At 69.4% G+C, this 19,486-nt stretch carries 15 protein-coding genes, 1 tRNA gene and 2 pseudogenes; 8 read left to right on the top strand and 10 right to left on the bottom strand.

The window, feature by feature from the left end:
* Nucleotides 1-125 precede the first annotated feature (125 nt).
* Together VNJ48_RS10230 and VNJ48_RS10235 are read right to left on the bottom strand one after the other, a co-directional pair.
* Nucleotides 126-198, bottom strand: a tRNA-Leu gene (locus tag VNJ48_RS10230).
* A gap of 529 nt (nt 199-727) precedes the next feature.
* Nucleotides 728-1,258 (bottom strand): PadR family transcriptional regulator, encoded by a 531-nt coding sequence (locus VNJ48_RS10235; RefSeq protein ID WP_325601705.1) that lies wholly within the window; start codon nt 1,256-1,258, stop codon nt 728-730.
* 64 nt (nt 1,259-1,322) lie between these two features.
* Between VNJ48_RS10235 and VNJ48_RS10240 the strand changes: the two genes are divergently transcribed.
* Nucleotides 1,323-2,783, top strand: coding sequence for an MFS transporter (locus VNJ48_RS10240; protein WP_325601707.1), 1,461 nt, complete (start codon nt 1,323-1,325; stop codon nt 2,781-2,783).
* Here VNJ48_RS10240 and VNJ48_RS10245 read toward each other — a convergent pair.
* Nucleotides 2,773-2,925: a hypothetical protein gene (locus tag VNJ48_RS10245; RefSeq protein ID WP_325601709.1), complete on the bottom strand. Its 153-nt coding sequence runs from the start codon at nt 2,923-2,925 to the stop codon at nt 2,773-2,775. The genes VNJ48_RS10240 and VNJ48_RS10245 overlap by 11 nt on opposite strands.
* A 728-nt stretch (nt 2,926-3,653) precedes the next feature.
* Between VNJ48_RS10245 and VNJ48_RS22655 the strand changes: the two genes are divergently transcribed.
* The gene (locus tag VNJ48_RS22655) at nt 3,654-5,267 is read left to right on the top strand and encodes a S8 family serine peptidase (RefSeq protein WP_414689939.1); all 1,614 of its coding nucleotides are present in this window, start codon (nt 3,654-3,656) and stop codon (nt 5,265-5,267) included.
* A gap of 102 nt (nt 5,268-5,369) precedes the next feature.
* Here the strand turns inward: VNJ48_RS22655 and VNJ48_RS22660 are convergent.
* Together VNJ48_RS22660 and VNJ48_RS10265 are read right to left on the bottom strand one after the other, a co-directional pair.
* A pseudogene (locus VNJ48_RS22660) lies at nt 5,370-5,825 on the bottom strand (AfsR/SARP family transcriptional regulator); the annotation flags it as partial.
* Nucleotides 5,811-6,035, bottom strand: a pseudogene (locus tag VNJ48_RS10265) (enolase C-terminal domain-like protein); the annotation flags it as partial. The pseudogenes VNJ48_RS22660 and VNJ48_RS10265, both read right to left, overlap by 15 nt.
* A gap of 862 nt (nt 6,036-6,897) precedes the next feature.
* Here VNJ48_RS10265 and VNJ48_RS10270 point away from each other — a divergent pair.
* Both VNJ48_RS10270 and VNJ48_RS10275 read left to right on the top strand, forming a co-directional pair.
* On the top strand, nt 6,898-7,944 hold the full coding sequence (locus VNJ48_RS10270) for a hypothetical protein (protein ID WP_325601713.1): 1,047 nt from the start codon (nt 6,898-6,900) through the stop codon (nt 7,942-7,944).
* A gap of 198 nt (nt 7,945-8,142) precedes the next feature.
* A complete protein-coding gene (locus VNJ48_RS10275) occupies nt 8,143-9,663 on the top strand; it encodes an alpha-amylase family protein (protein ID WP_325601715.1) in 1,521 nt (506 codons plus the stop codon).
* Nucleotides 9,664-9,754: 91 nt separating this feature from the next.
* Here VNJ48_RS10275 and VNJ48_RS10280 read toward each other — a convergent pair whose 3' ends face one another.
* The 3 genes from VNJ48_RS10280 to VNJ48_RS10290 all read right to left on the bottom strand — a co-directional run bounded on the left by VNJ48_RS10280 (nt 9,755) and on the right by VNJ48_RS10290 (nt 13,932).
* Nucleotides 9,755-10,681, bottom strand: coding sequence for a methylenetetrahydrofolate reductase (locus VNJ48_RS10280; protein ID WP_325601717.1), 927 nt, complete (start codon nt 10,679-10,681; stop codon nt 9,755-9,757).
* 53 nt (nt 10,682-10,734) lie between these two features.
* Nucleotides 10,735-12,426, bottom strand: coding sequence for a GAF domain-containing SpoIIE family protein phosphatase (locus VNJ48_RS10285; RefSeq protein WP_325601719.1), 1,692 nt, complete (start codon nt 12,424-12,426; stop codon nt 10,735-10,737).
* Between the two features lie 255 nt (nt 12,427-12,681).
* Nucleotides 12,682-13,932, bottom strand: a complete 1,251-nt coding sequence (locus tag VNJ48_RS10290) for a serine/threonine-protein kinase (protein ID WP_325601720.1) — start codon at nt 13,930-13,932, stop codon at nt 12,682-12,684.
* A 305-nt stretch (nt 13,933-14,237) separates the two neighbouring features.
* On the opposite strand from VNJ48_RS10290, the gene VNJ48_RS10295 reads away from it, so the two are divergent.
* Both VNJ48_RS10295 and VNJ48_RS10300 read left to right on the top strand, forming a co-directional pair.
* Entirely contained in the window at nt 14,238-15,248 is a 1,011-nt protein-coding gene (locus VNJ48_RS10295) for a serine hydrolase domain-containing protein (protein ID WP_325601721.1), read from the top strand.
* Nucleotides 15,249-15,338: 90 nt separating this feature from the next.
* Entirely contained in the window at nt 15,339-16,082 is a 744-nt protein-coding gene (locus VNJ48_RS10300) for a TetR/AcrR family transcriptional regulator C-terminal domain-containing protein (RefSeq protein WP_325601723.1), read from the top strand.
* Here the strand turns inward: VNJ48_RS10300 and VNJ48_RS10305 are convergent.
* Nucleotides 16,042-16,620 (bottom strand): TetR/AcrR family transcriptional regulator, encoded by a 579-nt coding sequence (locus VNJ48_RS10305; RefSeq protein WP_325601725.1) that lies wholly within the window; start codon nt 16,618-16,620, stop codon nt 16,042-16,044. The genes VNJ48_RS10300 and VNJ48_RS10305 overlap by 41 nt on opposite strands.
* 44 nt (nt 16,621-16,664) lie before the next feature.
* On the opposite strand from VNJ48_RS10305, the gene VNJ48_RS10310 reads away from it, so the two are divergent.
* Both VNJ48_RS10310 and VNJ48_RS10315 read left to right on the top strand, forming a co-directional pair.
* Nucleotides 16,665-17,276, top strand: a complete 612-nt coding sequence (locus VNJ48_RS10310) for a hypothetical protein (RefSeq protein ID WP_325601726.1) — start codon at nt 16,665-16,667, stop codon at nt 17,274-17,276.
* On the top strand, nt 17,273-17,953 hold the full coding sequence (locus VNJ48_RS10315; protein WP_325601728.1) for a molybdopterin-dependent oxidoreductase: 681 nt from the start codon (nt 17,273-17,275) through the stop codon (nt 17,951-17,953). The genes VNJ48_RS10310 and VNJ48_RS10315 overlap by 4 nt, the downstream gene beginning before the upstream one ends.
* On the opposite strand, the gene VNJ48_RS10320 is transcribed toward VNJ48_RS10315, so the two are convergent.
* A complete protein-coding gene (locus tag VNJ48_RS10320; protein ID WP_325601730.1) occupies nt 17,943-19,406 on the bottom strand; it encodes a hypothetical protein in 1,464 nt (487 codons plus the stop codon). The genes VNJ48_RS10315 and VNJ48_RS10320 overlap by 11 nt on opposite strands.
* Nucleotides 19,407-19,486 lie beyond the last annotated feature (80 nt).

A 19,486-nucleotide genomic window follows, 5' to 3' on the forward strand; every position in this document is an offset into this window, starting at 1 on the left:
CGCGGTGCTGCGACTCGCCGCGCTGAGGCTCGCGCCGGAGGAGACAAGGTCCCAGGCTCGGGCGCGTTCGCGTTCGGCATACATGCCCTCAACGTGCCAGCCACCACCGACAACGCGCCCGACAGTGCCCCGGGTGAGATTCGAACTCACACTGAATGGTGTTTGAGACCATCGCCTCTGCCGTTGGGCTACCGGGGCCAACAGCGAGGAAACCGTACCCGACCAGCCTCGGTGCCGCGACGGAGGCCGTCTCCCCGGCGTCCTACCGCTGTGGTCGCACCTTCCCAAGGCGACGCCGTGCCGATGAGGGCGGCCCGACGTGCGGCATCTTGACGATCCGGGTGTCGCTAATTGGCGCCCTTGAAGGCTAGTGTCGCGTGTCGTAAATAGATGAACGCTATGGGTCTGAAATTATGGGGGCATGGCGAATCATCCTGCTCCGGCTCTGGTGTTGCGCTCTGGTGACCGCGAGGTCCTGGAGGTCGTGGGGAAAGTCTCCCGACGCGCAAGCGTCGTAAAGCGTGTCGGTATGCACACGGAGAACACGGGCAGCGTCGGCCACAGTCCACCAACGTCGATGAGTCTGGTACACGTGCACGGAACCTGTCTGTGACTGGTGTGGCAGGAACCGAAGAACCGCCGATAACTGACATTATGTCAGTTTGTAGTCTGCGTATTGCATCAGATGAATCAAGCGAGCTGACCGAGCACCCCTACCCAGCCGGTCCTACTGCGACGGCAGTCCCGTCTGGGAACTCGACGTCGCTGCGGGCTGCTGCTGCTCACGCAGCCAGGCAAGGAGTACGGCATTGAGGCGCAGGCCCAACTCGAGCTGGGCCGCGAAGGGCTCGTCCGGCGGGAGCTGCTCGTGAAGTGCTCGCAGCTGTGCATCTTCGCGTTCGACGTAGGCCAGGTCGCGGGCGAAGACATCGCCCCGATCATCCGGGGCCAGGAGCTGGCCCAGAAAGAGCCGCACGGTGCTCTCGTGGCGCTGCGAACGGTCGGGTTCCTCCTCGACCAGCCACCGCCGCAGCTCGGCGTGACCCGCATCGGTCAACGAGTACGTCTTGCTGCCCCGAGACCCCCGGGCCGTGACCTCCGCCAGACCCGCGCTCTCGAGCTTGGCCAGCTCTGGGTAGATCTGGCTGTGCTTGGCGTGCCAGGCGGTGCGCAGCGAGAGGTCGAACATCTGCGCCAGCTCGTAGCCCGTCGATGGCTTTCGTGCCAGGAGGCCGAGGATCGCGTGGCGCAGTGACATGCCAGGACTCTACCGTGCACCTATATCGTTTGACGTGTATAAAATGACATGTCATTGTCAACCTATGGAACTTGATCACCTCCCGCCCCGACGCCGCGTCCTGCTGTGGGTCGCCGTCGTCTCTGGCCTGCTTCTCGCCATGCTCGACCAGACGATCGTCGGAACAGCCCTCCCGGAGATCGTGGACGACCTCGGGGGGCGTGAGTGGTATGTGTGGGCCTTCACCGCCTACCTAGTCCCGGCCACCGTCCTGCTGCCGGTGGCGGCCCGTTCCTCCGACAGGTACGGACGACAGCGCGTGCTGCTGGTCGGGATGAGCATGTTCGTCGCCGGTTCCATTGTCTGCTCCTGGGCAGCGTCGATGGAGGTCCTGACCGCCGGTCGCGCCGTCCAAGGGGTTGGAGCCGCAGCGCTCGAGGCAGTCAGCTTCATCCTCCTGAGCGAGCTGTCGAACGTCAGCCGCAAGGGCGCAGGCCAGGCGGCCATCGCGGCAGTCATGGGGGTCAGCTTCATCGCCGGACCGCTCGTCGGGGGTTTGCTCACCGATCACGCCGGCTGGCGCTGGGCGTTCCTGGTCAACGTTCCCATCGGCATCGCCGCGATGGCGGTCCTACTCGTCGCGCTGCCTGCGGGGTTCGGCCGCACAGAGGCACGCGACACACCCCTGGACATGCGGGGCATCGCCGCCCTGACCGCGTCAGTCGGAGCCCTGCTGATCGGCATCAACCGACACCAGGAGCTGCACACCTGGGCGGACATCACCACGGGCGGGGCCGTCGGGCTCGGCGTGCTGGGCATGGGGGTCTTGCTCTGGGTCGAGCGTCGGGCGGTCGCACCGGTCATCCCGCTGCGGATCCTCACCCACCCCGTCACCGGTCGGCTGCTCCTGGCAGGGGCCTTCGCGACCACCGGCCTGTACGCCTGCGTCCTGCTGGTGCCTCGTTGGTACCAGCTCGACCAGGGCGCGAGCGCCACGGGCTCCGGCGTCCGTATCTACCCGTTGCTCGTCGGACTGCTAATCGCCGTCAACATCGGCGTCGTCGCGGTCGTCCGGGGCAACGACGTCCGCGGACCGCTGCTGGTCAGTGGCAGCGTGGTCCTCGTCGGGGCCGGCCTCTTCGCACTCGTCGACAGCTCCTCACCCGGCTGGCTACCACTGCTCGCCATGGCAGTCCTCGGACTGGGCATGGGCCCGGCACTCTCGGGGCTGCAGATCGCCATCGCACGCACCTGCCACCCCCGTGACCTCGCCGCTGCAATGGGCACGCTGCTCCTCGGTCGCCAAGTCGTAGGTGTCGTAGCCCTGGCCGTCGGCGAAGCGCTCTACCGTGCGAAGGCCATGAACCACGGCGCCGCGGCCGCCACCGGCGGTGGCGTCGCCTGGGTGGCCGGGGTCGGCGCCCTCGTCGCCCTCGTCGCCGTGGCCGGACTGCGGGACCGCCTGCCGGAGCAGGGGACACCCACGCCCAGCCCGCCGTCGTGTCCCGACCCTCGAGCGGGGGAAGCGGCCGTCGTCACGCGCTGACATCATGCGGCAGCCAGCCAAGGAAGTTGGTGCCCCCACGGACATCGACGGTGAAGAGTAAGTCGTCCCGCGAGCCCCCGCGTCCGGGGTGAACGGCGACGCAGCCGGGCTCGTAGAACAGGTCGGAGGTGTCGACGACCACGCCGTCATCCTGCAAGCCGGTGCAGCCAAGATCACCACCTAGCGCTATACGCGGTTTCCTCAGCAAGCTAGCGGCACCCATGGCCTACAGCTCACCAACCTCCGCAGCGATTGAGGACGTTGCCGAAGGCGGCGCCGGTGGTGTCCATCAACACGACCACGACCAGACGACCGGAGCCGCCTTCGGCAGCCAACCGGGCCGCGTGTCCAACCACCCTCGCCCCGAGCACCCGAGTGCGCCGGGCGCGCTGGTAGCCACCAGAGCACTCTTCAGTCAGCAACGTCCAATAACCCCACCCAGTACGTCGAGCTCCATCGACCGGTCCACGGCCGGCACACTTCCGGGCACTCTGCGGATGGTGCGTTCGGCGTTGCGCAGCGCCGAGCAGGATTGGAATCTGCGGATCTCGGCCCGCCTGGACCCGCCGGTGAGGGCCGGCCTTCTGAACCTGATCGCCGCCGAAGCTGGGGTCGATGGCGGCGGTGACCCGGATGAAATTCAAGGTTCGGAGACTGCGCTGGGGTTGATCAAGTCGATGCCGGGGAATGTGAGCTTGGCGTCGATGATGACCGAGATCGGCAAGCTGTCGAGGCGTTTTGCGCGTTCTCCCGCGGACACCAATCCGGCCCCGCAGCGGGCTCCGAACCCAGGTCAAGCAACAAAGCAACAACGCTGCGGGTTCCCCCCGGTCCGCAGTGCGGTGCTAAAAGTTGAACGGACCCACTGTGATGATTTCTCAGGTAGGCGTGCTGGTAGGTGCTCTCACGGGCGCTGTTGTTGTGGTTGGGGCCGGTGTGACCGCGGGTAGCCTGGGCTCGAGCGTGGATCTGTCCGGGTCTGCCGCCGCGAGCATCGGCGCATCGGAACGTCCGTTAGAAGAAGCTGAGAGCGCTGCCCGTTACCTCGTGCGTTATGCCCAAGGTGCCGATGTTGCGGCGGAAGCCCGCAGTTTACGGTCCCAGGGTGTGGCTGTGCGGCGGACCTTCTCCAACGCGGTGCGGGGCGCCGCCATCGTCACTACTCCCACGAAGGCTGCGGTACTCGCCAGGTCACCCAGCGTGGCGGCGGTCGAGATAGACGGCGTCGTGCGGTCCTCCGATACCCAGCCCAGCGCGCCATGGGGCCTGGACCGTGCCGACCAGCGCAGCCTTCCGCTCTCCACCGACTACACCGCGCCTTCGTCGGGTTCGGGTGTGACCGCCTATGTCGTCGACACCGGGATCCTGGACACGCACGTGGACTTCGGTGGTCGGGTGGTCTCGGGGTGGACGGGGATCGCTGACGGAAACGGGACCAGCGACTGCAACGGTCACGGTACCCACGTCGCTGGTACCGTCGCCGGGAAGACTTACGGCATCGCCAAGACCGTACAGCTCGTCCCCGTCCGGGTCCTGGGCTGTGACGGCAGCGGCTACATGTCGGACTTGGTCGGTGGCCTCGACTGGGCCGTAGGTCATCACGCCGCCGGGACCCAGGCGGTTATGAACCTCAGCCTCGGCGGCAACGCCAACTCCACAGTCGACGCCGCGCTCAAGGCAGTGATCGACGACGGGATCACCGCCGTCGTCGCGGCCGGAAACGAGGCCGCGGACGCTTGCAACACCTCCCCGGCGCGGGTTCCGGCAGCCATCACAGTCGCCGCCACCAACAAGAGCGACCAGCAGGCTTCCTTCTCCAACCACGGCACCTGTGTGGACCTCTACGCGCCCGGAGTTTCCATCGCGTCCACCTGGCACACCTCCGCAACGGCGACCGCCACCATCTCGGGCACCTCGATGGCCTCCCCGCATGCGGCCGGCGTAGCGGCCCTGCTGATCTCCCAGAGACTGGCCACCACTCCTGCCGACGTCGCGAGCCGACTTACCAGCGACACCACCACAGGGGTCGTCACCGCAAGGTCTGCCGGCACGCCGGATCGGCTGCTGTTCGTCGCCCCTGCACCTGCACCTGCGCCTGCCCCTGCCCCTGCGCCTGCCCCTGACCCTGCCCCTGACCCTGCGCCTGCGCCTGCGCCTGCGCCTGCGCCTGCGCCTGCCTTAGCGCAGCCGGCCCCGACTGCGCCGACCGCCCCCACTCGGGCGACTGCCTCAGTACGAGTCAAGGCCGCACGCGTCTCCTGGACCCCGGGTGCCGCCGGAAGTTCGCCCCTGACCGGCCAAGCCATTGGTGTTTACTCAGGCGGGCGCAAGATCCGAACGGTGGCCGTGCCGGCATCGGCAACCCGCTACACGGTGCGCCAGCTGAAGCCCGGCGTCTCGTACCGGTTTACGGTCATCGCGAAGAACGCCGTAGGCCGCAGCCCCGAGTCGGCAAAGTCTAAGACCGTCAAGCCCCGACGCTGACGCACGCCGGTGCAATGCCCGGTGGCTCAGGCTGATGGGCTCGGCGGTCCGCTGCCTGGGGACCAGGCGGGCCAGCGACGAGTCCTGGCGCAGGACGCTGGCCTCGAGCTCACGCAGCTCCGGCCCCGGGTCGATGCCGAGCTCATCACGCAGCACCTTGGCGCACGTGCGGTAGGCGGCGAGCGCCTCGGCCTGCCGCCCGCCGGCGTACAGCGCCTCGACCAGCCGGGCCCAGACGCGCTCGCGCAGCGGCTCCCGGGCTCCCAAGTGCAGCTCTACGAGGCGGTTGCGCTCGGGGACGGCGTCGTCGCTGGTCAGGTCGGCGAGCGGCTCGCCGCGCCACAGCGCGACCACCGAGACGAGCACGACCTCGGCCTCGGCAGCTCGGCCGCTGGCCAGAAGCCGAGCGCCTTCGTCCACGAGCGACGAGAAGCGCCGCAAGTCGACGTCGTCGACGAGCAGACAGTAGCCCGGTCCGCGGGTCACGAGCAGCGACGCCGTCCGGGCGTCGCTGCCAGGCTCGAGCAGCCGACGCAGCTGCGAGACGTAGGTCTGCACAGTCCCCGCCGCGGTCGCCGGCGGTGCGTCGCCCCACAACACGCCGATGTCCTCGGCGATCCGCAGGCACGCGCGCACCCCGCCGAGCGGCTGGACCTTCAGCACCGCGATGTCGGCGGCGCCGAGGTCGCGCACCCGGTAGGGATCCGCTGCCCGCCGGATGGACTCGTCGGCCGCGATCCGCACGTTGACCGTACGGCGGACGGCGGCACGTCGAGGGGAGCGCCAGCACCCACTGGCTCTCAGCGCCCAACCGACGCGCACTCGCGGCCACGGACGCCGCCACGGCAGGCCGGGAGAGGACCACCTGCTTGGGTCGGCCCGTCGACCCGGAGGTCTCGATCAGCAGGCTGACCGGGTCTGGGGCGGACAACCAGTCAGTCAGCTGGGCGATCGCCGTCACCGGATCATCGGACGGCCAGAGGAGCTCTACCCCCAGCACGCTATCCACCCGAAGCACCTACGCACGCCTCTGGACAACAGTCGAAAACAAGACCCGCGCGGCCGCATCTGGAAGGGCGGCGGCTGTTCTTGCCCCATCTCTGCCACAACTGGATGCCCAATAGGCCCGCTGACCTCAGCGGTGATCGTCACGCGGGCTCCTCGGTCGCAGCGGTGCGGTCGAGAGCAACCGTGCCGCTAACCCCTCCAGGCGCGCTGGAGCCCGGCTCAGGTCTGCCTGGAGGAACCGCTAGACCCGCGCCCGAGGCCTCCAGCAGGCGTGTTGACGCCGCTCGGTGCGCCGTCGCGGAGGACGCGTCGCCGCGTAGGTCCGGAGCACATCAGCTCACCGCCGAGGAGCTCGGAGCCCAGACCGGTCCGCCGAGCGAGAGCCAAGACCAGGCAGCTCGCCGGCGACTTGCGCGAGGAGTGACCTCCGATCGCAGCTCGAATATGGCCGCCGGCGCCGCCAAGCGTTGGGACGTTGACAGGGGTGTCGCCGCCGCGATATTTAAGGAGTTGAAAGATTTGTTAAACGGTTTGCAGCTCGTGCGCACTTCTCGAGCGTCACTCGACTGCTCCCGGAATGTTCCACTTGTTGCCGCGCGGACGGGACGCCTATCTTCTGGCCATGACGGTGCTCGGGATGGACACGGTGGCGGGACTGGCCTCGGCTGACCAGCTCGAGAACGGTTCGCGCGAGATCGCCGCGCTGGCGTCGCGGCTCGAGGCGTTGCTGCACGCGTTCGACTGGACCGGCCGCGACGCCGAGCGGGTGCGGGACTCGTGGAGCACGACCGAGCGGCCGATGCTGGACCGCGCCAGCCAGTTCGTGGCGGCGCTGGGGGCCCAGATCCGGCAGGAGGCGCATGCACAGGACGCGGCGTCCGACCAGACGAGTGGCGCTGCAGCCGCCGCGCCGGTGGCGCTCACGGTTGCCGCCGCCGATCCGCGGGCCGGGCAGATCGGCGCGCTGGTGCAGCGGGCGCAGGCGTCGGGGCTGCGGGGCGAGGCGCTCCAGCGGTACGCCGACCGGCTCGGCCAGCTGACGCCTGAGCGGATCGCCGCGCTCGACCCGGCGAGGTTCCGTGGCGCCGACGCGGTCCAGCCGGACGGGACGACCTGCGGGTCGTCCAGCCTGGTGATGTCGCGGATGGTCAACAACCCGGGGTATGCGATGTCCGTCCTCACCGGCTACGACCCGGTGACCGGCCAGACCACGGGTGGGACGCCGCGCGACCGGTTCGCCGCCGAGTCGCTGGCGATGCACGAGCGGACCAACGCCTGGAACGACCGTGATGGCAACTTCAACCCGGCCTGGCCGATGGGCCTCGGCACCCACCCCAACGACGTGGCCCGGGAGATGTCGGCCGGCGGCGGCTCGGGCGTCCCCGGTACGACGTACGAAGTCGACTTCGTGCGGCTCGACGACCGCGGCGCCAGCTTCGACTCGATGTCGTCGGCCGCGCAGGCCGGACACACCGTCCCGGTCTTCGTCGGCAGCCCTGGACTCCCCCGGCACGTCGTGCTGGTCACTGGCGCCGAGTCCGGCGCACTGACCTTCTACGAGCCGGGCGAGGGCCGGACCGTGACCGTGACCCGCGAGCAGTGGCTCAACGACAGCAGCCACCTCGGCGGCTGGGACCAGCCCTGGGCGATCGTGGTCCCGCGCCGCTGACGATGTCGAGGTCGGCTTCGGTCAGACCAGGCCCACGTGCGACCAGTTCTGCAAGACGTCGGCCCCTGACCGCCTGCCGCGCGTTGCAAGATCTTTCACTCACTGCAAACCATCGACAATGGCGGCCGAGCGGTCCTACGCTCCAGCAACCCCGGCGGCGACTCGGCGTCTCCGGGAATCGCCGACAAGGGAGTCGTCATGGCCGCACGCCACATTCGTCGTAGCTGGGCCCGGCGCACGAGCCTCGCGGCCACGCTGGGCCTGGTCCTCAGCCTGGGCGCGCCACTCCCCTGGCGCGACCAGGACGGAGCGCATGCCGCTGTCACCTCGCCCCGGTCGGTGCTGGTCCACCTCTTCGAGTGGAAGTGGACCGACGTGGCCCTGGAGTGCGAGCGCTGGCTCGGCCCCAAGGGCTTCGCGGCAGTCCAGGTGTCGCCGCCACAGGAGCACGCGATCGTGGCCGGCTCGAACTATCCGTGGTGGCAGCGTTACCAGCCGGTCAGCTACAAGATCGAGAGCCGCGGCGGCACCCGGGCCCAGTTCGCCGACATGACCAGGCGCTGCGGCAACGTCGGCGTCGACGTCTATGCCGACGTTGTGATCAACCACATGACCGGCGTCGGCTCCGGCACGGGCAGCGCCGGCACTCCCTACTCGCCGTACACCTATAACGGCACCTACCAGTCCTGGGACTTCCACCACTGCGGGCGCAACGGCAACGACGACATCGTCAACTACGGCGACCGCTACGAGGTGCAGAATTGCGAGCTGGTCAACCTCGCGGACCTCGACACCGGGGCGACGTACGTCCGCGACCGCCTCGCGGCGTACATGAACGATCTCCTCTCGCTCGGCGTCGACGGGTTCCGCATCGATGCCGCCAAGCACATGGCCACCGGCGACATCGCGGCGATCCGCTCGCGCCTCTCGAACCAGAACGCGTACGTCTACCAGGAGGTCATCGAGGCCGCGAGCGAGCCCGTCAAGGAGAGCGAGTACTTCCAGAACGGCGACGTGACCGAGTTCCAGTACTCCACCGAGATCGGCCGCGTCTTCAAGGGCGGCCAGCTTTCCTGGCTCAGCCAGTTCGGTGAGCCCTGGGGCATGATGCGCAGCGACCTGGCCGAGGTCTTCGTCGACAACCACGACAACCAGCGCGGCCACGGCGGCGGCGGGACGGTCGTGACGCACAAGGACGGTCAGCTCTATAACCTCGCCAACTACTTCATGCTCGCCTGGCCGTACGGCTACCCGCAGGTGATGTCGAGCTACCACTTCAGCAACGGCGACCAAGGACCCCCTTCGAACGGGGGCAACACGACCCGCAGCGTCTGGGTCAACGGTTCGCCCAGCGGGTGCAACAGCACCGAGTGGGTGTGCGAGCACCGGCGCACCGGCGTGGCCAACATGGTCTCGTTCCACAACGCCACGGTCGGGCAGGGCGTCTCCAACTGGTGGAGCAACGGCTACCAGGCCATCGCCTTCAGCCGCGGCACCAAGGGGTACGCCGTGGTCAACCGCGAGGGCTTCTCCGTCTCTCGCACCTGGCAGACCAGCCTGCCGGCAGGCACCTACTGCGACGTCATCATGGGCGACATCAACAGCGCCCGCACCGGCTGCCTGGGTCGATCAGTGGTCGTCAGCTCGTCCGGTCAGTTCACCGCCACGGTCAATGCGATGGACGGGCTGGCGCTGCACGCCGGAGCGCGCGTCGGGTGACCCGCCTGCCCCTCATGGTTGTACATCGCGGCAGCCGTCGCCGGCTCGACCCTCAACCTGATCCTCCATGCCCTCGCTCGGGCGTGGGCCACTAGTCCGAGCGGTGCAGCTCGTCGCGCAGTTGCGCGGCGAGGTCGACCGACGCCTCGATCTCAGCGCGCCGGATGGAAACGCTCTCGACGTTGAGCCCGAACGGCACCCCGAGGCGGCGACAGTAGGTGATCAGTTCCCGGGCGGCAGCCAGGGCGTACTCGAAGGAGGCCTCGAGAGTGTCGTCTGCGTGCAGGAGCTCGTTGGAGATCCAGCGAGGCACGTCCACACCCAGCCATCGGAGGAACTCGAGCGTCTTCATCGAGCCGCAGACCGAGAAGGTGAACACGATCGGGGCCGGGGTCACACCCTGTGCGAGGCACTCGTAGCGATAGTCCGACACGAGGTTCTTGGCCGCGTTCACGTCGTAGACCACCTGGGTGACGAAGAACGAGCATCCCCCGGCCTGCTTCCGCAGCAGTCGCAGGTGCTCATCACCGGTGCGCGCATGTCGTTCGGGGATCGCGACACCGCCGAGCAGCAGGTCGGGTCGTGTCTGGCTCCGCAATGCGTGCGCGCGCGCCAAGGAGGTGGCGACGGGCGTGTCCCGCGAAGCAGCCCCGACGAACACCGACAGCCGACGGTCCGTGTCCTGGGCACGCAGCCATGCGTCGAAGTCCGGCTCGGGGTACTTCCCAACTGACCGGTAGACCACGACGGGGGTGTCCCAGCCGTCGAAGTGTCGCGAAAGATAGTCCGCCGGGTCCATCGTCGGCAGGAAGGGGAACGGTCTTTCCGCTGGGTTGCGATCACTCTCGTCGTCGATGTCGTAGAGGATCAGACCGTCCACGCCCACCGGCCGGAGGCGCTCGGCCGTGATGTCCGCGATCTCCTGGGCTCTCTCCGCGGATGCCGTTTGTCTCGGCGGTGTCAGCGCGAAGAGCAGGAACTCGCCCCGCCCCTCGATGATGCGTCGCTGCAGATCCACCGTCGGACCGTAGCCGAGCAGCGTCGGAATGACCTGCTCCGCTCCCCCGTCTGTCAATGGATGCGTCGTATGGCGAGCACGGCGACGTCGTCGTCCCGCGAGGGGTCGCCCACCTCGGCGACCAGGACGGGCAGTGCGTCGGCCAGGGGCCTCCCCGCCAGTGCAGGCATCGCGCGACCCAAGCGCCGCTGTCCGGCAGTGATGTCCTCTCCGCGCCGCTCGATGAGGCCATCAGTGAACGCCACCAAGGTGTCCCCCGCGCCGAAGACCACGCTGGTCGTAGATCGCTCCTGCGTGACGACATTGAGGGGCGCGCCGTCCGCGTGCACATGCTGGACCACGGAGCCGTCGCGGCGGAGCACGAGCGGTGGAGGGTGGCCGGCGTTGCCCACGACGAGCTGGTCCGTGGCCGGGTCGGCCACGAGGTAGAGAAGCGTGACGAGCTGCTCGGCCTCGTAGAGGTCGTACATCGTGTCGAGTCGGCTGAGGACGACGTCGGGACTCGGGTCAAGGGCCACATAGGCACGGATGGCGGCACGCACCTGCGCCATGGCCGCGGCGGCAGCCACGCCTCGGCCCATGACGTCCCCCACGAACATCACCATGCGGCCGTCGTCCAGCTCGATGACGTCGTAGAAGTCCCCGCCCACCTCGGTGCGGCCGGCGGGGCTGTAGTGGAGCGCGAGCTCCCAGCCGTCAGAGACCGACAAGTGATGGGGAAGCACTGCGTTCTGCAGCTGCACCGCTGCAGCGAGGGTCTGGCTGTGGAGCTCGGAGTTGTCGAGGGAGACGGCCGCGCGCTTGGCCAGCTCCTCGGCGAGGGTGACGTCCTCCTCGGTGTAGTGGCGCTCGGACTCGGCGGCGACCCAGGTGATCACACCGAGGACGCGGTCCCGAGCCACGAGCGGCACTGTCAGGGCGCTGCGGAGGTGAAGGGCGCGAATGATGCGCTCGTGCTCCGCATCGACTGCCCCGGCCGCCACTATCTCGTCGGTGATGCTCTCGATGAGCTCGCTCTGGCCGGTCCGCATCACGTGCCATGCGCCGTGTGGTCCGTCCGGATCGGGCGGGTAGCGCTCGGCCAGCTCCGTCGCCAGTCGCACCTTGGCGGGGTCTACGTGTGCGACAGCGACCCGCCGCAACCTTCCGTCGTCCACGACGTCGATGGCACACCAGTCTGCGAACGTCGGCACCGCCAGCTTGGCAACGCTGTTCAGCGTCACTTCGTAGTCGAGGCTGCTGGCAAGCTCGGCGGCCGCGTCGGCCAGGAAGCTCAGCTTCCTGCTCTGTCGCAAGGCGTCCAGCTGCGCAGCGATGCGATCGAGCGTCTGTGCGCAGGTGTCGGCCAGGATCTCGAGGAACTCCACCTCGGACGCCTCCAGCACACGCTCGTCGGCGAACAGCATGGCGATCGCCCCGACGGTGCATGCACCGCTCCTCAGCGGAAGGGTGACGATGGCCCGTGCGCCGACGTCGGGAATGTCCGGATACCTCTGCCTCATCGCGTCATGCCCGATGACCACGACCCGTTGGCCCGTCCGGATGGCCTCCCCCGACGGCGTACGAGCAGAGAGCGGGAACGTGCGCCAGGCGTCGCGGTCAATCGGAGCGCCCCTGCTGAGGCCCGCCATGCGGACGGTCTCACCATCGTCGCACAGGAGCGTCATGGTCGCCACGATTGCGCCCAAGGCCTCTGCCCCATGGTTGACCACGATCGTCGACACCGCGTCCACCGAGTCAGCCATGACGAACTCGCTGGTGACCCTGGCCAACCGGGTCAACCGGTCAGCCAGCGGGTCACCCGAGGCTTGCGGTGGCAATAGGGTCCCTGCGTCCGAGGCCGGCGCGTTGGCACCGGTGCCCGCGCCCTGCTCGGACCGAGAGTCACGAGGACGGGTCACGCGCTCAATCATGGCAGCGCTCGTTCGCGAAAGGGGCCATTTGTCGCCCAATCCGGGGCCGCAGACTTTCCGGCCAGAACGACTACCCCGGACGAGGGCTCAGCCTCGACCCTTGCCGGACTTTGCCTTCTGGGAGCCGCGCTGCTTGCCCTTGGCCCCATTCGCCTTCGCCTTCTTCTTGCCGACAGTCCCCTGACGCGTGCTCGCGCGGTCCTGGCGGGTGCCAGTCTGCTGACGAGTGGCGGGGCGCTTCGTCACGGGCGCCACCATCGTCGTGGCCGCCGCTGCGGTGCCGGGGACGCTCGAGGCGGGCTTCGGTGTGTTGGCTGACGCCTTTGCGCGCGGCGTAGAGGTCGCGGTCGTGGAGGGTGCCGTCTCCGACGCGGAAGCAGGTTGGTCGTCGGCGCCGCCGACCACCAGCAGGGTCGCCGCGAGGACGAAGCCGGCGGCCGCGGAACACACGACCGCCATGGCGGTCCTGTTCCTCGGAGCGACGGGTGTCCGACCCACGGAGATCAGCGCCGTCGGCTGCGTCACCGACGCGCCTGCACCCGCGGAGCCCTCCGCGAGAGCGCTCAACCGTGAGGCGACTTCCGATGCGGTAGGACGTCCCGTGGGCTCTCGTGTCGTCATCGTGGAGATGAGGCCCGACCATCCCGAGGGCAACGAGGTGGGCACGGCAGGCGAGCGCTGGAGCCTGGCCAACGCAGCTTCGACCGGCGGACCGTCGTACTCACGGCGTCCAGTCACGGCCTCCAGCAGGACCAGGCCCAAGGCGTAGACGTCTGCTGCCTCGGAGACAGGCTCCCCCGCCACCTGCTCGGGAGCCAGGTAGGCGGCCGTCCCGATCGTGTGACCCGTCAGGGTCACAGATGCTGAGTCGGTACGGCGAGCGATGCCGAAGTCTGTGAGCTTGGCGCGGTCTCCCGGGGCGATGAGCACGTTGGACGGCTTCACGTCGCGGTGCACGATGCCGTGGGCATGGGCGTGCGCCAGCGCGCCCGCCACCTGGGCGCCGATCGCCGCGACTCGGGCACCCTCCACCGGCACCTCGCCCATGACGACGTCGAGGGGAATGCCTTCCACCAGCTCCAGCACGAGCCAGGGACGTCCGCCGTCGGTGCCCGTGTCGAGCGCACTGACGACGTTGGGGTGATGGAGCATGCGCATCAGCCGGACCTCGCTCGCGAAGCGCGCGCGGTCCACCTCGGTGGCATCACGGAGCAGCTTCACGGCCACCTCGCGCTGCAGGACGTGGTCGAAGGCGGCGAACACGTCGGCAGTGCCGCCGCGTCCCACGACAGCGCCCAGCTCATAACGATCGCCCAGCATCCGCGGCGAGCTGGTCATGAGGTGTCGCTTTCCAAGGGGGTCGTGCCGGACCCTCATCATGGCTGCCAGTTCACGCGCTCCGCTTCGTCCCTGAGGGTGAACCTCGGCTCTGTGACCGGCAGGTCAGCGGGTCAGTCGTGCCTGCACCCCATCGAGGACGGCCCCCGGCGGCCTGTTCGAGGCGGCAGCCGGGTGCTACCTCGTGGTGAAGGGTTTCAAGGCTTCCGCGCCGGGTCCCACCGGCGCCGACCTCACTCCCCCGCCCGTGGTGGTCGGACAGTCCGTCTCCTGAGCGGCAGCCAGAGGACCGATACGGTTGTCTCATGACGGGGGTGTCAGAGGCGCGGCCGAGCGTCCAGGCCGAGGTGGATCGCGGCGTACGCCGACGCGCCGGTCTCGTGATCGGGGTCCTCAGCGACGGGGAGACGTCCGTGTGTGGCCGAGCGGCCGATGGCGGACGGCTCGACGGGTCGACCCTGTTCGAGATCGGCTCCGTCACCAAGACCTTCACCTCACTGCTGCTCGCCGACGGCGTCGTTCGCGGCGACTGGTCGCTGGGCACCCCGGTGCGTGACCTGCTCCCGGCAGGGGTGACCGTCCCCGCGAAGGACGGCGTCGAGATCACGCTGGAGCACCTCGCGACCCACACGTCCGGGTTGCCCAGCGCGCCGCTCCCGATCGTGCCCGGGACCCTGAAGATGCTGCGAGGCCACGACCCCTACGCCGGGCTGACCGAGGACGGGCTGCTCCGGGCGCTGGGCGCGGCGAAGCTCAGACGGACACCCGGCAGTGGGAGCATGCACTACTCGAACCTCGGCGTCGCGGTGCTCGGAGCCGCGCTCGCACACGCTGTCGGGCGGTCGTACGCCGACCTGGTCGTGGAGCGCATCTGCGATCCGCTCGGTCTGGCCGACACCAGGGTCGACGCCCAGCTGAGCGCGGAACAGCGGTCGCGTCTCGTGCCGGGGCACCGTGGTCGCGGGAAGCCCACCGCAGCGTGGCCTCTCGAGGGGTTGCCCGCGGCCGGCGCACTCCGGTCCAGCACCGACGACCTGCTGCTGTTCCTCACGGCGCAGCTGCACCCCGACCAGTCCCCGCTGGCCAAGGCGATCAGGCTCGCTCACGTGCGTCGCAAGGATCCCAGACGGCCGATCGGCCTCGGCTGGATGCGGATCGACCGCCCCGAGCTGATGTGGTGGCACAACGGCGGCACCGGCGGCTATCGCTCCTTTGTCGGCTTCCGTCCCGGCCGGCGCGACGGCGTCGTCGCGCTCAGCAACCACTCGCATGGCGTCGACCGCCTCGCGCTGCGAGCGCTGCGCTCACTCGACTGACGGCTGAGGAGCACGTGGCCGACGATGTGACGTGAGCGTACGGTGTACTCCCCCAGACGCTTCGTGGGCGTGAGGTCGAGAGGTGTGGACGTGACCGCAGAGCGCGAGGCGAGCCCGCGGGTCCGGCTCAACCGGGACCGCGTCCTGCTCGCTGCTGTCTCGCTGGCCGACGCCATCGGCATCGAGGCGCTGAGCATGCGCCGTCTGGCCCAGGAGCTCGGGGTCGTGCCGATGGCGCTCTACAAGCACGTCGCCAACAAGGAGGAGCTCCTCGACGGCATGGTCGAGGTCATCATCGCCAAGATCGGTCCTGATGAGAGCGACGCCGAGTGGAAGCCTGCGGTCCGCAGGCGGGTCCTCTCCGCCCGACACGCCCTGGCCCGCCACCCGTGGGCCCGCCGGGTCATCGAGTCCCGCACCACCCAGACACCGGCCGTGCTGTCGTACATGGACTCCTTCGCCGGCATGTTCCTGACCGGTGGGTTCTCAGCGGACCTGGCCCACCACGTGATGCACGCGCTGGGCGGACGCATGTGGGGGTTCACCCAGGAGCTCTTCGTCGATCCCGCGGCCACGGCGGAGCCCGTCGCCGGGCCGCCGGAGGCTCGTGCCGCGCTCATGGAGCAGATGGCCGCGCACTACCCCCACATCGCGGCCATCGCCGCATCGAGTGCCCACGACGGTGCCACCGTCGTGGGACAGGGTTGCGACGACCAGTTCGAGTTCGAGTTCGCCCTGGACCTTCTCCTCGACGGATTCGAGCGGCTCCACCGCGAGCAGTGGACCTCGGGCATCAGCGGCCCGAGTCGGGCCACACCGGTCGCAGCCGACTGATCACGGCCTCCGTCTCGGCCAGCACCGAACCCTCACCGCCGGTCCTGACCCACTGCCCCAACATGGCGTCGATGGCGCCCATGTAGGCACCCGCGATGACGTGCTGCGTGGAGGAGGGCAGTGGCTCCGGCTCGAGCTCGAGGAGGGTCACGATCCGACTGATCCACTCGTGATGGATCGTGCCGGCAGACTCGAGCGAGGGTGACTCCTCGAGTGCGGCGTACGCCGTCAGGACATCGGTCCGGTGGGCATCGATGTAGCCGCCGACGGCGAGCGAGGCCGCCTCGACCACGACCGAGGGCGGACTCCCCGACGCCTTGTCGACTGCCTCGTCCCACACCTCGAGCCATCGCAGCGGAACGGCCAGCACCACGTGGCCCTTCGTCGGGAACCTGCGGTAGACCGTCCGGCGTGAGACGTCGGCGGCGACCGCGATCTCCTCCATCGTCACCTGGCCGAAGCCCCGCTCGGCGAAGAGCGCGAGCGCAGCGCCGACGATGCGCTGATGCGTGTCGTGCTGACGAACCCGACCGGCCATCCCCCGAGACTACACGCGATGGCACGATGTGCCATGATCGCCTCATGACCCCACAACCTGCACCGGTGGCACGCACCGGGAACCACCTGGACGCGGTCCTGCCCGCGCCCCACTTCACCGAGCGGCACCACCGCACGGTCCACGCGCCCGTTGACGTCGTCTGGGCCGCAGCCCTGTCCGTCAGCCCCCAGGAGATTCGTCTCCTCGCTCCCTTGATGGCCCTCCGCTCGCTACCCCAGCTCGTCCGGGGCACCCGGCAGCGGTCGATGCGAGTGGACGACTCGTCGTTCATCGACGTCTTCGAGGAGGAAGGTTTCGTCTGCCTGCGCCGCGACGCACGCGTCACGGACGGCCGCGCCGTGGCCCTCTACGGAGCGGCCGGCCGATTCTGGTCGCCGTGGGCCGACGCCCCCACTCCCCTGGCCGACGCGAAGGCCTTCGCTCAGCACCGACTGCCCGGCACGGTCAAGGTGGCCTTCTCGCTGGAGGTGGTGGAGCAGGACGGAGCCACGCTGGTGACGACCGAGACGCGGATCTCAGGGACCGACGCCGCTGCGCGACGCGTCTTCGGCCGCTACTGGCTGATCATCCGGGGTCCCAGCGGCCTGATCCGGCGCAGCTGGCTGGCCGCGATCGACCGTCGGGCTCGGGCATGACGCGCTACTGGCCCCGCGCCGCCGACGGGCTCCCGCCGGGACAGGGACTCCTCGCCGAGATGCCGCGCTTCTCGGACAAGCCGCTTGCCCCGCCGCCGGCGACACCCTCCGAACCGGACCTGGCCATCACCCTCGGGCGCCAGCCGCTCGCCCGCGTGTCCGCCGAGCTGTTGGAATCCCTCGGCCCGCGCGACGTCCGGGCGGACTTCCACTGCGTGACGACCTGGAGCGTCAAGGGACTCGTCTGGCGGGGTGTCCCGCTCCGCGAGGTCCTGGCGGCGGTGGGGATCACCGAGGTGCCTGCGCCGTACGCCGTCGCGCTGGGCGCCGATCGCCAGTGGGCCTCCTTCGTGTGGGAGGACCTCAGCGCCGACGACGTGTTGCTGGCCACCCACCTGGACGGCGAAGCGCTGGATGCTCGGCACGGCGGGCCGTTGCGGCTCGTCACGCCGAGCCAGTACGGCTACAAGAACGTCAAGCACCTCGTGACCCTCAACTTCCAGCACCACGAGCCCGCCGTCGTGCCCAAGCAACACCTGCGCGCGCGGGTCGCCCTCGAGGAGCGACACACCCGGCTGTCGGCCCGAGCGCTGCGGCTGCCCTACCGGATGCTCATCGGCCCGACGGCACGGCTCTCGGAGCGCTCACTCCGCCGCGCCACGCCTGCTAACGAGTGACCTTGACGCGTCGGGTCGCGCGCACGACGGGTGCCGCCTTGTCGCGATAGACGATGCGGAGCTTGGTGCGGCCGGGCTTGCGCAGACGCACGGTGACGCGGACCTTCCCGCGGTCACTCTTCTGCACCCTGGTCGTGACCAGCTTGCGGTGGTGGGTCACGTCACGCACCACCAACCGGCCGCGTGGGCGCGACCCGTCGGTCAGCCTGACGGCCACCCGCAGCCGTACCTGCTCACCCACCTGCGCCCGGTGCAGGGGCATCCGGACACGCATCCGGGCTCGTACGTCGGACGGGGGGCTCCCCGCGCCGGTCGGCGCACCGAACGTGCCGCGAGCGGTCAGCAGGTCGGCGTACGCCTGGTGACCCAGCCGGTTGGGGTGGTAGAAGACCTCGACCGCGTCTCCGTCGCCCACCTGGTTGATCCACCGGTTCGGGTTTCCCATCGGCGTCGTGGCGTCGGGCTCGTGGCCGGAGAACTTCTCCGGCACTCCTGCCAGGAACGTCGCCTGGCCCGGATGATCGGCGTTGACCGCAGGGATGGCGGCCGCGATGGCGGCGTTGCCCTGCGTGACCAGGGCGCGGACCTCGTTGCCGGCGGCATAGCCGGGCGGGTCCGACAACGTGAAGTTGTTGTCCACCTGGAGCCACGGATAGCCGAGCTGCACCATCTTGGCGTCGTCGCGCAGCCCGTTGGCGCGGATCGCGGCGATGCCGCCCAGCAGGCGCTCGCGGATCTCGGGCAGCAGCGCCCTGGCGGCCTCGACCTTGCTCTTGCACCCGCTGGAGTTGCGGGTGAGGGGCACGAAGCAATTCTGCACGATCGCGGCGAACCCGGCGTCGTTGCCACCCATGGTGAAGAGCACGAGGTCGACGTCGCTGTTCACGAAGTCGGCCTGCGCCCGCAGGTTGCGGGTGCAGTCGTAGGTGATGGCGAGCGGGGTCACCGCCGTCGTGCGATAGGTCCAGAACTCCTCGTCCGGGAACGCGCGGGTGTTGCAGGGGTCCGTCTGGGCCAGGACTGCGTCAGCCTGTGCCGCCGTGGTCACGCCGGCGGGAGTCGGCGCCGCCTTGCTCTCGGTCTCCATCTTCCGGGGCGAGGTGATGTCGGCTGCGACGCCACCGCTGCACGCATGGTTGACGAGCCGGACCGGCTGACCGCCGGCGCGCAGGGCTTCGGCGTACTTCTCGCCCCAGTTCACCCGGCTGCGGAAGCACCCCTTGGGACCGTAGGTCTGTGAGGCGCCCTTCTCGTCGGTGGCACCGTTGCCGGCGGAGTAGGAGTCACCCAGCACCAGGATGTCGATGGTGCCGTCACCGCCCGCGGCGGCAGTGGCGGCAGTGGCGGGCACCGCGGAGCCGGCGGGGGGCGCGACCAGCAGCCCAGAGACCAGACCGGTGACCAGGGTGGACGCAGCCACAGTGAGCGCGAGTCGAGCCGGGCGAGACCTCATGGGTGATGCCTTTCGCGACGGGGGTGTCGGGTCACAACGAGCGGGCACCCGAAACGCTACCCGCAGCGCACGCGGTCCGC

Source organism: Nocardioides sp. (assembly GCF_035576065.1).
Taxonomy (GTDB): Bacteria; Actinomycetota; Actinomycetes; order Propionibacteriales; family Nocardioidaceae; genus Nocardioides.